At 62.9% G+C, this 13,079-nt stretch carries 11 protein-coding genes; 8 read left to right on the forward strand and 3 right to left on the reverse strand.

Annotation, left to right across the window (positions count from 1 at the left end):
• The first annotated feature begins 98 nt into the window (after positions 1-98).
• From LB513_RS09985 to LB513_RS10010, 6 genes are all read left to right on the forward strand, one after another.
• Positions 99-1,673 (forward strand): trimethylamine methyltransferase family protein, encoded by a 1,575-nt coding sequence (locus LB513_RS09985; RefSeq protein ID WP_224663305.1) that lies wholly within the window; start codon positions 99-101, stop codon positions 1,671-1,673.
• 89 nt (positions 1,674-1,762) lie between these two features.
• Entirely contained in the window at positions 1,763-2,449 is a 687-nt protein-coding gene (locus tag LB513_RS09990) for a 4Fe-4S dicluster domain-containing protein (RefSeq protein WP_224663306.1), read from the forward strand.
• A gap of 105 nt (positions 2,450-2,554) precedes the next feature.
• On the forward strand, positions 2,555-3,292 hold the full coding sequence (locus tag LB513_RS09995) for a dienelactone hydrolase family protein (protein WP_224663307.1): 738 nt from the start codon (positions 2,555-2,557) through the stop codon (positions 3,290-3,292).
• Between the two features lie 109 nt (positions 3,293-3,401).
• Positions 3,402-4,580 (forward strand): NAD(P)/FAD-dependent oxidoreductase, encoded by a 1,179-nt coding sequence (locus LB513_RS10000; RefSeq protein ID WP_224663308.1) that lies wholly within the window; start codon positions 3,402-3,404, stop codon positions 4,578-4,580.
• A gap of 215 nt (positions 4,581-4,795) precedes the next feature.
• Complete coding sequence (locus LB513_RS10005; RefSeq protein WP_224663309.1) at positions 4,796-5,356, forward strand: RNA polymerase sigma factor; 561 nt, start codon at positions 4,796-4,798, stop codon at positions 5,354-5,356.
• Between the two features lie 2 nt (positions 5,357-5,358).
• A complete protein-coding gene (locus tag LB513_RS10010; protein WP_224663310.1) occupies positions 5,359-7,473 on the forward strand; it encodes a VWA domain-containing protein in 2,115 nt (704 codons plus the stop codon).
• 158 nt (positions 7,474-7,631) lie between these two features.
• On the opposite strand, the gene bmt is transcribed toward LB513_RS10010, so the two are convergent.
• Positions 7,632-8,654: a betaine--homocysteine S-methyltransferase gene (gene bmt, locus LB513_RS10015; RefSeq protein ID WP_224663311.1), complete on the reverse strand. Its 1,023-nt coding sequence runs from the start codon at positions 8,652-8,654 to the stop codon at positions 7,632-7,634.
• 95 nt (positions 8,655-8,749) lie between these two features.
• Entirely contained in the window at positions 8,750-9,616 is an 867-nt protein-coding gene (locus LB513_RS10020; RefSeq protein ID WP_224663312.1) for a helix-turn-helix domain-containing protein, read from the reverse strand.
• Between the two features lie 229 nt (positions 9,617-9,845).
• Between LB513_RS10020 and LB513_RS10025 the strand changes: the two genes are divergently transcribed.
• Both LB513_RS10025 and LB513_RS10030 read left to right on the forward strand, forming a co-directional pair.
• Entirely contained in the window at positions 9,846-10,856 is a 1,011-nt protein-coding gene (locus tag LB513_RS10025; protein ID WP_224663313.1) for a fatty acid desaturase, read from the forward strand.
• A 68-nt stretch (positions 10,857-10,924) separates the two neighbouring features.
• Entirely contained in the window at positions 10,925-11,725 is an 801-nt protein-coding gene (locus LB513_RS10030) for a phosphate/phosphite/phosphonate ABC transporter substrate-binding protein (protein ID WP_224663314.1), read from the forward strand.
• Here LB513_RS10030 and LB513_RS10035 read toward each other — a convergent pair.
• The gene (locus LB513_RS10035; protein ID WP_224663315.1) at positions 11,722-13,077 is read right to left on the reverse strand and encodes a M24 family metallopeptidase; all 1,356 of its coding nucleotides are present in this window, start codon (positions 13,075-13,077) and stop codon (positions 11,722-11,724) included. The two genes, LB513_RS10030 and LB513_RS10035, sit on opposite strands and share 4 nt — an antisense overlap.
• Between the last annotated feature and the right edge of the window lie 2 nt (positions 13,078-13,079).

Genomic DNA, 13,079 nt, shown 5'->3' on the forward strand with positions numbered 1-13,079 from the left:
GGCCGTTTCGAATAGGGTGCATGGCTACGATCCGGGCAGAAGCGGCGATCAGCGGCCGCGCCGGATTCACGGCGAGAACAAATTCAGGGAAGAACAGCATGAGCGATCAGGCGGCAATCGACCAGGAAGCGTCAAACGCACGGCGCGGACGCGGCGCCAGCGGCGGCGCTGCCGCGCGGCGGGCAGCGCGTTCGGGCGGCGGCCCCGGCACCCAGCTCACCTATATCAAGCGCAAGATCAATGTCTTCGAAGTGCTGGACGAGGAAGGCCTGGCGCTGATCGAGAAGAACACCGATACCGTGCTGGAAGAGATCGGCATCATCTTCCGCGACGATGCCGAGGCGCTGCAATTGTGGAAAGAGGCGGGCGCCGACGTCAAGGGCGAGCGCATCCACTTCCCCAAGGGCCTGTGCCGTTCGCTGCTGAAGACCGCACCGTCCATCTACACCCAGCATGCGCGCAATCCGGAACGTTCGGTCCAGATCGGCGGCAACGCCACCGTGTTCGCGCCAGTCTACGGCCCGCCCTTCGTGCGCGATCTCGATGGCGTCAGGCGCTACGCGACGATCGAGGATTTCCAGAATTTCGTGAAGCTCGCCTACATGGCGCCGTCGATCCACCATTCCGGCGGCACGGTGTGCGAGCCGGTCGACGTGCCGGTCAACAAGCGCCATCTCGACATGATCTATTCGCACATAAAGTACTCCGACAAGCCGTTCATGGGCTCGGTCACCGCGCCCGAGCGCGCCGAAGATACCGTGGCGATGGCCAAGATCGTGTTCGGCGACGATTTCGTCGAGAACAACACGGTACTGACCAGCCTGATCAACGCCAATTCGCCCATGGTGTTCGACGAGACCATGCTCGGCGCGCTGAAAGTCTATGCGCGCCACAACCAGGCCTGCATCGTGACCCCGTTCATCCTGGCTGGCGCGATGAGCCCGGTCACGGTCGCCGGCACGCTGACACAGGTCCTGGCCGAAGTGCTGGCCGGTGCCTCGTTCACGCAGCTGATCCGGCCTGGCGCACCGGTGCTGTTCGGCACCTTCGCCTCGTCGATTTCGATGCAGTCGGGTGCGCCGACCTTCGGCACGCCGGAACCGTCGCTGGTCTCATACGGCGCGGCACAGCTCGCTCGCAGGCTCGGCCTGCCGTTCCGCACCGGCGGCTCGCTCTGCGCTTCGAAGATACCGGACGCGCAGGCGGCCTATGAAAGCGCCAACACGCTGAACTCGACCATCCTGGCCGGCACCAATTTCGTGCTGCATTCGGCCGGCTGGCTAGAGGGCGGTCTCGCCTCCTGCTACGAGAAGTTCATGATGGACATCGACCAGCTCGGCATGACGCAGAAATTTTCCGAGGGCGTCGACCTGTCGGAGAACGGCCAGGCAATGGATGCCATCCGCCAGGTCGGCCCGGGCAGCCATTATCTCGGCTGCGACCACACCCAGGCCAACTTCCAGACCGCCTTCTACCGCTCCAACATCGCCGACAACAATTCCTACGAGCAGTGGCTGGCTGAGGGAGAGAAGACCGCGCCGCAACGCGCAAACGAACTCGCCCGCCGCTGGCTGGAAACCTACGAGGCTCCTTACCTTGATCCGGCTATCGACGACGCGCTGAAGGATTTCATCGCCCAGAAGAAGGGGTCGATGCCCGACGCTTTCACCTGAAAGGAGCCCGAATCAGGCGGGGCTAAAGTCGCCAACATCATCCACAAGGAAGTCTGGCGGAGCGCGTTCTCCGATCCGGTCAAGAAGGGATGATTGCTCCGGTCACCGTGGAAGCCATGGCTTCGGCGCTTCGCTCAGACGGTCTGATTGTTCGCGGTGGCTTGAATTTCGGCCCAAACGATACGCCGGCGCGCGACCTGTCAGGCGCTCCAGCCAAATCTGTCCTTCTGGTCGGGCAGGCGGGTGCTTCACCCTGGCCGCACTTCATGCGCTGGCGGGAGGACCAGCCACATACCACCGCCAATCCGCTCGACACCTGGTCACGCCAAGTGATCGGCGCCGTAGCGGAGAAATTCGGAGCGCGCGCCGTCTCTCCCTCGGACAAGCCGTATCTGCCGTTCCAGCAATGGGCGATGCGGGCGGAGGGGCTGAGGCCGTCGCCGCTAGGCATTCTCATGCATCCGCATTATGGTCTCTGGCATGCCTATCGCGGCGCGCTGCTTTTCGAGGACGAGATTCCCGTTCCGGCGATCGAGACGGCGCCGCACCTGTGCGACACCTGCGTCGAAAAACCCTGCCTGAGATCCTGCCCGGTCAACGCCTATTCGGGTGAAGCATTCGCCTATCAGTCCTGCCTGGCGCATGTGCGCGGCGCGGATGGCCAACGCTGCCGCACAGGTGGCTGCCTCGACCGCAACGCCTGTCCCCACGGCACCGCCTATCGCTATCCCGCCGAGGTCCAGGCCTTTCATATGGCGGCATTCGCGGATTTGTAAGTGTTACGCAGCCTCGCACGAAATGTTGACCGCCTATTTCAGGGAGCGCTTTGCCCGGGCGGCTGACGTCGATATCTATCCGCCAATTGGCGAACGGAGCAGGCAATGACGAAACAGGACTTTCAGATCAAGACCAGGGACGGCACAGCCAGAGCCGGGCTGTTCGGCTCGAGCACGGCTTCCCCGGTGAAGGCCGGCGTCATTCTCTACCAGGATGCCTTCGGACCGCGCCCGGCGCTCGACGAGATGGCCGAGCGGCTTGCCGAGCTGGGCTACGCGGTGCTGGTACCCGACCTTTTCTATCGCAGCGCGCCCTATGGACCATTCGACGCCAAGACCGCTTTCTCCGAGGAAAAGAGCAAGGCCGCGGTGATGGCGCTCGTCACCGGCACGACGCAGGAGATGACCATCGGGGACAGTGCCGTGTTTCTCGATGCGCTCGCCGGCGAAGGCGTCACCGGACCGATCGGAACGGTCGGCTATTGCATGGGTGGCGCCCGGGCGCTGAATGCAGCCGCGGCCTACCCCGACAGGATCAAGGCCGCCGCCAGTTTCCACGGCGGCAATCTGGCCAGCGATGCGGCCGATAGCCCGCACCGCAAGGCGGCCTCCATCAAGGCGAGGGTCTATGTCGGCATGGCGGGCATCGACAGAAGTTTCCCCCCGGAACAGTCGACGCGGCTGGCAGAGGCGCTGCGGAATGCCGAGGTCGACCACATGATCGAGAATTATGTCGGGATGGCGCATGGCTGGTGCGTGTCGGACCACAGCGTCTATGACGAGGCAGGCGCCGAACGCCATTGGCGAAGGTTGGGCACGCTGTTCGCTGAAACGCTGATCTGAGCCTGTCCCAGGCCGTTCTTGCCTGTTGGCGGCGCGGCCTGTTCGCGTTATCAGGCAGCCGGACGGACAGGCCCTTGAAAAAGCGGGCCGAGCGGGAACGGCTGGCCTGATGCAATCCTACGATGTCGTGATCATCGGCGCCGGCGCCGCCGGAATGATGTGCGCCGTGGAGGCCGCCAAGCGGGCTCGCACGGTGCTGATCCTCGATCACGCCGCGGCGCCTGGCGAAAAGATCCGCATCTCGGGCGGTGGCCGATGCAATTTCACCAACATCCACGCCAGCCCGAAGAACTTCATCTCGGACAATCCGCATTTCTGCATCTCGGCACTCAGCCGTTACACGCAACGCGACTTCATCGCGATGGTCGAGCGTCATGGCATCGCCTATCACGAGAAGACGCTGGGGCAGCTGTTCTGCGACGGCTCCGCGCGACAGATCATCGACATGCTGGTCTCGGAAATGCAGGGCAGGGGCGTCGAGTTGTCCCTGTCGACCGAGGTCAAGGACGTTCGCGCAGCCGGCGAGGGGTTCGTGCTCTCCCTCTCCACCGGCGCGGTCGCTTGCCAGTCCCTGGTGGTGGCGTGCGGCGGCAAATCGATCCCCAAGATGGGCGCGACAGGCTTCGGCTATGCGCTTGCCGAGCAGTTCGGCCTTGCGATTGTCGAAACGCGACCGGCGCTGGTGCCGCTGACCTTCGACGCGGGCACACTCGAGCAGCTGGCGCCGCTGGCAGGCAATGCGGTCGACGCGGACGTTTCGTGCGGCAAGGCACGGTTTTCCGAGGCGATGCTGTTCACGCATCGCGGCGTCAGCGGGCCTGCCATCCTGCAGATCTCCTCCTACTGGCGCGAGGGCGACGAAATCCGCATCGCCATGCTGCCTGGCGTCGATGTCACGGACCTCGTCCGCAGAGCACAGCGTGGCAATGGGCGGCAGGCCGTGCAGACGGTGCTCGCAAACCACCTGCCGAAACGGCTTGCTCAATCGATCGCCGAGCGCACCGGGCTGAGCGGCAACCTCGCCGATCTTTCGGATGCTCAAATCAGAACGGTCGACGCCGCCGTCAACGATTGGCGCATCAAGCCCGCCGGTTCGGAGGGCTACCGTACGGCCGAAGTGACGCTTGGCGGGGTGGACACCGGTGGACTCGACCAGAAGACGATGCAGGCGAGATCCGTGCCTGGCCTGTTCTTCATCGGCGAGGTCGTCGACGTCACCGGCTGGCTGGGCGGTTACAATTTCCAGTGGGCTTGGTCGTCCGGCTGGGTCGCCGGCCAGGTGTGCTGAATATCCAGGTGAGCCCGGCCTGCAAACGCCTGATACCTGCGCTTGCGATGCTCACGTACTCAAGCACGCTCCGCTTCAGTTCTCGATATCACCCGTTTTCGGCTCGGCCTGACGTGAATCTAAACACACCTTCGGGCAGCCGCCTGACCATGTAGTAAAAAAATCTTTGCATCACCCCAAGGAACCGTCATTAGCCTTCGTCCAACAGGCAAATGATGGCGATGATGCTGGATGAAAGCGAAGCCTCCGACGCCGAACTGATCGGGCGGGCGAAGGGCGGAGACAGGGGGGCCTTCGGCACATTGCTGGAGCGTCACTATGACTTCGTCTATCGCACCGCCTATCGCTGGTGCGGCAGGAAGGCCGATGCCGAGGACATCGCCCAGGAAGTCTGCGTGCGGCTGGGCAAGGCGATCCGTGACTATCGCGGCGGCGGCTCTTTCACCACTTGGCTCTATTCCGTGACGATGAACGCGGCGCGCGACATGATGCGCAAGACGGCGCGCGAGACGGTCAAGACCGAGGCTTATGGAGTCCATGCGCTGATTTCCGGCGAAGCGGCGGCCGAGAGCGAGGACCCGGTCGAGGCGCTGTGGGCGGCGGTAAGGCAACTGCCAGACAAGCAGCGCGACGCGGTGCTGCTTGTCTATGGCGAGGGCCTGAGCCACGCGGTCACCGCCGAGGCGATGGCGATCTCGGAGGCGACGGTTTCCTGGCACATCCATGAGGCGAAGAAACGGCTGAAGACGTTGATGCGTTCAGCCGGGGAAGTGTGACCATGGTCGACGACAACGAACTCAACAGGCTGCGCAACGCAGCGATACCGGCACCTGACAAAAGCGCGAAGGCTCGTGCCTTCGAGGCCGCGATGCGTGCCTATGATCAGGAAAATATTTCGTCCGTCGCCCAAGGATCGGTCGGCGGCCTTCGTCTCACAGAGCGAGCACAAAAGCTCTGGAGCGAGATCATGCAAAAGAAACTCATTGCCACGCCGGCCATTGCCGGGCTCGTCGCCCTGCCGATCGCCGGATACGCCACCTTCCATATGCTGGGGGAACAGCCGTCCACCTTCGGCGGCGATCAGAAGATCACCGAAACGCTGGCCGACAAGCCGGCGACCTTGAAGCCCACAACCGCCGAACCGAAGCCGGCTCGCACCGAACTGGCAACGGACAAGATGGCCGACGCGGATGTGGAAAGCCGCGATGCGACGGAAGCGCTGGTCGCGCCAGCCGCGCCGAAATCGGACCGTTTGGCTTCAGGCGGCGTTGCGCGACTGAATACGCAGCAAGAGTTTGCGCCGGCCCAGCCTGCGCCACCGACACTCGCGCCGACCGTCGAAGGCTTCGGTTACTCAGGGCTGAGCAAGCCGTCTCGGACTGCCGGTATGCCAACCGCCAAGTCCAAGCTTATGACGCCGTCGCCTACGATGGCACCCGCGGATCAAATCGCGCAGCAGGACGAAGACCGCGACCGCCTCCAGGATTTCAGGACCAATCCAGTGCACGCGGCGGTCGAAGACCCGGTGTCGACCTTCTCGATCGATGTCGACACGGCGTCCTATTCCTTCGTGCGCGGTTCGCTGAAACAAGGCTACCTGCCGCAGGCCGATACGGTGCGGGTCGAGGAGATGGTCAACTACTTCCCCTATGACTGGAAGGGGCCGGACTCCGCCTCGACGCCGTTCAATTCGGCCGTCAGCGTCATGCCGACGCCGTGGAACAGCCACACCAAGCTGATGCATGTCGCCATCAAGGGTTTTGACGTCAAGCCGACCGAGCAGCCGAAGGCCAATCTGGTGTTCCTGATCGATGTCTCGGGTTCGATGAACGAACCCGACAAGCTGCCGCTGCTCAAATCGGCGTTCCGGCTGCTCGTCAGCAAGCTGAAGACCGACGACACGATCTCCATCGTCACCTACGCGGGTGACGCCGGCACCGTCCTGATGCCAACCAGGGTTGCCGAGAAGGACAAGATTCTCAACGCCATCGACAATTTGCAACCAGGCGGCTCGACTGCGGGCGAGGCGGGCATCAAGGAGGCCTATAGGCTTGCCCAGCAGTCCTTCATCAAGGACGGCGTCAACCGGGTGATGCTCGCCACCGACGGCGACTTCAATGTCGGACAAACCGACGATGACGACCTGAAGCGGTTGATCGAAAGCGAGCGCCAGACCGGGGTCTTCCTGTCGGTGTTCGGTTTCGGCCGCGGCAATCTGAACGACCAGATGATGCAGACCATTGCCCAGAACGGCAACGGCACCGCAGCCTATATAGACACGCTGGCCGAGGCCGAGAAAGTGCTGGTCGAGGATGCCTCCTCGACGCTGTTCACCATAGCCAAGGACGTGAAGATCCAGGTCGAATTCAACCCGAACAAGGTCTCGGAATATCGCCTCATCGGCTACGAGACGCGGGCGCTGAAACGTGAGGATTTCAACAATGACCGCGTCGATGCCGGCGATATCGGGTCGGGCCATTCGGTCACTGCGATCTACGAGATCACGCCCAAGGGCAGCGGCGGCGAGCAGATCGACCCGCTGCGCTACGGCCAGGCGTCGGTGGACAATGGCGGCGTTGCCAATGCCGGCGAATATGCCTTCGTCAAGATCCGCTACAAGCTGCCCAACGAAGACGTCTCGAAACTGATCACCACGCCGGTGACATCAGCCAATGAAGTCGCGTCCTTCGACCAGGCCAGCACCGACCAGCGCTTCTCGATAGCCGTCGCGGCCTTCGGCCAGAAGCTGCGCGACGAGGATGCGACCGCGAAGTTCGGTTACGACAAGATCATGGAGATCGCCACTGCCGCTCGAGGAGCCGACCCGTTTGGGTACAGGTCCGAGTTCCTCTCGCTTGTGCGCCTTGCCTCGGCGCTGGGCGGTAATCGGTAGGGGTGATGACGGCCGGTTTCTTTCAGATGGGATCGTTCTGACAGGGGAAACCGGCCGACGGGCGGGTGAGGCAGGCCGGCGAGGGATTCATTCCTTGCCGGCCTTTTTTTGCGTATCTTGAGGTACGAAGGCGTCAGCCTGACGACTTTCAAGCCGCGTCAGGCGCGCCCACGCCGGCGCTCGCGGCGGGCTTCGCTGGTCTCGGCGGTGTTTTCCGTCGCCACCTTGTTGCGCATCGGCCCGATGCGCTCGACGATCGCCGCGACTGTCGGGCGATCCGCCCTGGTGTGAGCATCGAGCGCCTTGCGCATGGCGGCGAGGTGCTGGAACGAGGTGCCGCAGCAGCCACCTATGATTTTCGCGCCGCCGTCCACGGCCAACCTGACATAGTCCGCCATGAGTTCGGGCGTGCCCGAGTAGTGGATTTCGGTGCCGCGGAATTCCGGGATGCCGCAATTGCCCTTGACGATGACCGTCGCCTCGGGCTTCGCGTCGGTCATGTCGAGCAGCGAAGCGAGGATGTCGGAAGCGCCGACCCCGCAATTGGCGCCAACGCCAAGCGGCGCCTGCGACAAGCCGTCGGCTACGCCGTGAATGTCTTTAGGCAGCAGTCCCATCATGGTGCGGCCAGCGGTATCGAATGACCCGGTGTAGGTGTAGGGCAGGCCCACGCGGATGGCGGCTTCGGCGGCGGCGCGGATCTCGTCCGGCGCCGACATGGTCTCGATCCAGGCGACTTCGGCGCCACCTTCCTTCAGACCCTCGATCTGCTCGGCAAAGGCATCGACCGCCTCGTCATAGGTCATGGCCCCAAGCGGCACCAGCAATTCGCCGGTGGGACCGACGGAGCCGGCGACGATCACCTTGCGATCGGCCTTGTCGGCTACAGCCCGCGCGATCTCGGCCGCGCGCTTATTCAGCGCATGCACGCGGTCCTGCGCATGGTGCAGCTTCAAGCGGTGGCGCGTGCCGCCGAAGGAGTTGGTAAGGATGATGTCGGCGCCGGCGTCGACGAAATTCTGGTGCAGGCGGGTGATGGTGTCGGGTGCCGTCTCGTTCAGCAGCTCCGGCGCCTCGCCTGCTTCAAGCCCCATGGCGAACAGATTGGTGCCGGTGGCCCCATCAGCCAGCAGCACGCCCTTTTCCGCCAGCAGCGCATCGATCGGGTTGGTGGTGGTCATCGGTTTGGCCTTCATGTTTCGAAATCGAATAAGGATATAAAGAAGTCTTTATGTGTAGTCAATGAAATTGGCGATGGCAGCGCCGGGTCCGGCAGTCAGGATGTTCGTCCCGCGTCCAATGTGAGCGGCATGTCGGCCATGCTGCGGGCGAAGCCGGCGGCCTCGTGGGGATTGATGTCGGCGGCGCGGATCAGATTGTCGAAATGGTGGATGAGCGTTTGCACCGGCTGGGTAGCGTTCAGCACCAGGTACATGTCGCCCACATAGATTGCTGCCCTATAGGGTCCGAAGATGGTGTAGGGAATCGAATACCGCATGCGTCCGTCATAGAGGAACAGGCGGAAAGTGGGATAGAGATCGTCGAGCAACGCCGCCATGTGGAGAAGCTGGGCGCGGCGCTCGGCTTCGGGAAAACGGTCCCACACGCCCAGCCCCCGCGCGAAGATCTCCAGCGTGTGGCGAGGCATGCAAACCTCCATGTCGGTTTCGGGCCGCCTGTTATAGTCGATGCGATATTGGGTCTCCCCCGCCTGGGCCTGGCGGCTTTTGTTGGCGATCCCCGCTTCGTATTCGACGAGCGCCTCGGTGCGCAAAAGATCCGGAATACCCGCCGGCACGTAGCGGATCTTGGTACCCGCAGCCTCGGCGTGCCACTTGGCCAGCAGGGTCCGGTCGAAGCCGTCGGGCGCTTCCTCGATCTCGAGGCTCTCGCGGATTTCTCCGGTCAGTCCCTCGTCCTGGCTCAATCCGAGAAGCCAATCGAGAGACACTTTGAATTCCGCGGCGATGTTGAGCAGCGTCTCGGCGCGGGGCAGTCGCGTGGAGGCTCCAGACAGCAGCTGCGAAAGAGCGGAACGATCGATCCCCACCGCCGTCGCAAAGGCCGACTGGTTGAGATCGGACCTTGTCAAGAGCATCTTCAGGCGCTCGCGGAAGATTGTCGACAGGTCGCGCTTGTCCATGCGTGGCTCCATCCAGAGTGAGAAAAAAGTTTCGCCAAACCTCTCCATGGAGGGTTCGACGCGTAAATGAATCCGCATGTCTGTTTACAATACATAACAACTGCGGCTGAAAATGCGCAATCGCAACAGAATGTGCGCCTTGTCGCGTTGCGGCACCGAAACACTCCTGACACTATGCTGTCAGGAATCAATTGGGGTTCCGGCGACTGAAGGGGCAGTGGTCGATACCATGGCAGGCAAGAGCATCAGACGGCAACGGGCACCTGCCATCGAATGGCCGACCGTCATTCTCGCCCTCTTCTGTTATGGTGCATGGCTCGCGGCCGGCCTGCTGATCTGGCCCAACTACCCGCTCGTCGCGCTCGTCATTCTGGCCTTTGTCGCCGCGCTGCAATCCTCGCTGATGCATGAAGTGCTGCATGGCCATCCGACGCGCAGCGCGCTGGTCAACGAAACCTTCGTCTTCCTGCCGATCGGCCTCGTCTGGCCGTTCCGCCGCTTCAAGACGCTGCATTTGCGTCATCACGCCGACGAGCGGCTGACCGATCCGCTCGACGATCCGGAAAGCTATTATAAGGCGCTCTGGCAGCATGAAGAGCTGCCGCCGCTGATGAAATTCCTGCTCAAGATCAACAACACAATGGTCGGCCGGTTCTTCCTCGGCCCCTGGCTGTCCTGCATCGGCTTCTTCATCGACGACGCCAAGCATCTGATCGCCGGTGACAAGGCGATCCGCAAAGCATGGCTCGCGCATGCGATCGGTCTCGCCATTGTGGTCCCGATCGTGCAGTTCGGCTTCGGCATTCCCATTTGGCTCTACATCCTCGTGCCGGTATGGTTCGGCCAGTCGCTGATCGCCATCCGCACCTTTGCCGAGCATCAGTGGTCCGAGCATCCGGAAGGCCGCACGGTCATCATCGAGCGCTCGCCGCTGTCGCTGCTGTTTCTCAACAACAATTTGCACTTCATCCATCACAAAAGCCCGACCGTCGCCTGGTACCGGCTGCCGACAATGTTCCGCGACCGTCGCGACGAGTGGCTCAAGATGAACAATGGCTATGTCTATCCGAACTATTTCGCTCTGCTCAAATCCTACGCCTTCAAGGCGAAGGAGCCGATCGTTCATCCGGTGCTTCGTCGCGTGCCGGATGCCGGCCGGGCGTTTAAGCCGCGTGTCAGAGCGCGCGGCATCAGCGGGCTTGGCAGTGCGCCGGTGCCAGCCGAGCCGCCGAAGGAATAGACTTGGCGCGTCCCCGTCGGCGCTTCCGCGTTCCCTTTAATTTCAAGACGTAGCGGTCAGACAGCGGCATGAGCGAATTCGTTGCGGCGTTGCCGATGTATGACTGGCCTGAAACGCGCCCCGAAGTTAATGCCCAGTGGGCATCATTGCGCGATGCCCTGCGGCTGAGGGGTATCGACGCGCCGGAGATGATCGTCAGACGGAATGGCGACCTTCCGGCTGTGCACGGCGGCATTCGCGATGCCCAAGGTGAGCTGCTCGCACCGGACCCGGCGACCTTGCCGCCCGAGGCGCTCGATTTCCACGTATTGTGGCTGCATCCTGCGCTGCTTTTCGCCCAGACTTGCTGGGGGCCGATGGAACTAGGCCTGTCCCGCCAGGTCCAGGTGCTCGGCCAACCGAGCTATGATGCCTATGAAGGTGGCAGCGGCGAACTTTATTCAAGCGCTTTGGTGATGCGGGCGGGTGAGGGGCCGCAGGTTCGCTCACCCACCGATGGCAGTGCATCCGTGCCGCTCGACCTGCTGCGCGGCAAGCGCTTTACCTTCAACGGCCTTGATTCGATGTCCGGCATCATTGCCCTGACGCGCGATCTCGCGGCGGTTGGCGAGAGCCTCGACATATTCCCGCAACGCATCCAGAGCGGCGGACATCGAGCCTCGATCGTCGCTGTTGCGCAGGGCAGGGCGGACGTTGCGGCCATCGATTGCGAGAGCTGGGCGCTGGCGCAGCGTTTCGAGCCCGCGGCGCGGGAATTGGAGGTCGTCGGCTGGACCGCTCGGCGCAAGGGCCTCCCATTCATCACGGCGCGGACAATGCCGGACAATCTCGTCGTCGCGATGCGCGAGGCGCTTGCGGATCTCACTTAGCCGAGCAGCCGTTTATCCAGCGGATATGTCGAAAGCTGCTCGTTGCCATTGGCGGTGATCAGGATCTGCTCTTCGATCTTGACGCCCTCGTGGCCACCGAGCCGGCCGATATAGCTTTCCACGCACAACACCATGCCGGGTTCCAGCAGGCCGTCGGGTGTGTCCTCGGTCCAGTCGGTGGCGTGCGGCAGCGTTGGGTATTCATCGGCCAGACCGACGCCGTGATAGAGGACGCCGTAGCGCGTCGGAAAACAATCTTCCGGCGGCACCGAGGACCGTTCGACGAGGTCGCGGAACGATATTCCGGGCCGCATCAACTCTATATTATGCGCAATCTGGTCGGCCGCGATGCGGAAGAGGTCGCGCTGTTCATTGCTCGGCATCGCATCCCCGCATAGCCAGGTGCGCGACAGGTCGGCGCAGAAGCCATAGGGGCCGATCAGGTCGGTGTCGAAGGCGACGAGGTCGCCGCTCTGGATGGCTCGCGACGAACATTCCTGGAACCATGGATTGGTGCGCGGACCGGATGTCAGCAGCCGGGTTTCGATCCATTCGCCGCCGCGCGCGATATTGGCACGGTGCAGTTCGGCCCACAGCTCATTCTCTGAGATGCCGGGCTTCAACGCCTGCTCCATCTCGCCCATCGCCGCCTCGCAGGCGACAATGGCGCGGCGCATGGCGAGGATTTCGTCGGGCGATTTGATCAGCCGCGCATTCTCCATCACGGCTTCGCCATTGCCGATCGACACGCCAAGGCGAGCAAGTTCTTCGACACCTTCGGGATTGATGTGATCAACGGCGATGCGGCTGTTGCCGCCGCCATGGTCCCGGACCAGATCGGAGATGCCGGCGGCCCAACGGCGAACCTTCTGCTCGGTCAATTCGCCGCCGTAGAGATACATCCACGATGTGGCCGGCCGCACTTCGTCGACGATACCGGAATGGTCGGACAAATGCTCGCAGGAGAAATAATCGAACAGCACCACTGGCCCTTCGGTGGCGACGAAACAATGGCGTGTCGGATTATGCGCCACCCACAATTGCATGTTGGTGCTGTCGGTGGCGTAGCGGATGTTGACCGGGTCATAGAGCAGGGCGCCGGCATAGCCGCGTCGCTTCAGTTCTGCGCGGATGCGCCCCAGCCGGTATTGGCGCATTGCCGGCAGATCGGGCGCCGCGATGCCTGCCGCCGCCCATTCGCTTTCAGCCTGGGCGCCGTAGCCCAACACATGCTGGTTGAGCGAAGCCGCCTTTTCGCGCGACGCTTCGCGCAGCGCTTCGATGGAGCCTGGCTCGAACGGCATGATCTTGCGGTGCCGGCCAAAACTGCCTTTCGGCGCTTCGCTTTCCACGG

Source organism: Mesorhizobium sp. ES1-1 (genome assembly GCF_020164785.1).
Taxonomy (GTDB): domain Bacteria; phylum Pseudomonadota; class Alphaproteobacteria; order Rhizobiales; family Rhizobiaceae; genus Mesorhizobium.

Coding starts and splice junctions, on each gene's coding strand:
- LB513_RS09990 (WP_224663306.1), top strand. CDS start 1,763: ATGATTGCTCCGGTCACCGTGGAAGCCATGGCTTCGGCGCTTCGCTCA.
- bmt (WP_224663311.1), bottom strand. CDS start 8,654: ATGACCACCACCAACCCGATCGATGCGCTGCTGGCGGAAAAGGGCGTG.
- LB513_RS09995 (WP_224663307.1), top strand. CDS start 2,555: ATGACGAAACAGGACTTTCAGATCAAGACCAGGGACGGCACAGCCAGA.
- LB513_RS10030 (WP_224663314.1), top strand. CDS start 10,925: ATGAGCGAATTCGTTGCGGCGTTGCCGATGTATGACTGGCCTGAAACG.
- LB513_RS10005 (WP_224663309.1), top strand. CDS start 4,796: ATGGCGATGATGCTGGATGAAAGCGAAGCCTCCGACGCCGAACTGATC.
- LB513_RS09985 (WP_224663305.1), top strand. CDS start 99: ATGAGCGATCAGGCGGCAATCGACCAGGAAGCGTCAAACGCACGGCGC.
- LB513_RS10010 (WP_224663310.1), top strand. CDS start 5,359: ATGGTCGACGACAACGAACTCAACAGGCTGCGCAACGCAGCGATACCG.
- LB513_RS10000 (WP_224663308.1), top strand. CDS start 3,402: ATGCAATCCTACGATGTCGTGATCATCGGCGCCGGCGCCGCCGGAATG.
- LB513_RS10020 (WP_224663312.1), bottom strand. CDS start 9,616: ATGGACAAGCGCGACCTGTCGACAATCTTCCGCGAGCGCCTGAAGATG.
- LB513_RS10025 (WP_224663313.1), top strand. CDS start 9,846: ATGGCAGGCAAGAGCATCAGACGGCAACGGGCACCTGCCATCGAATGG.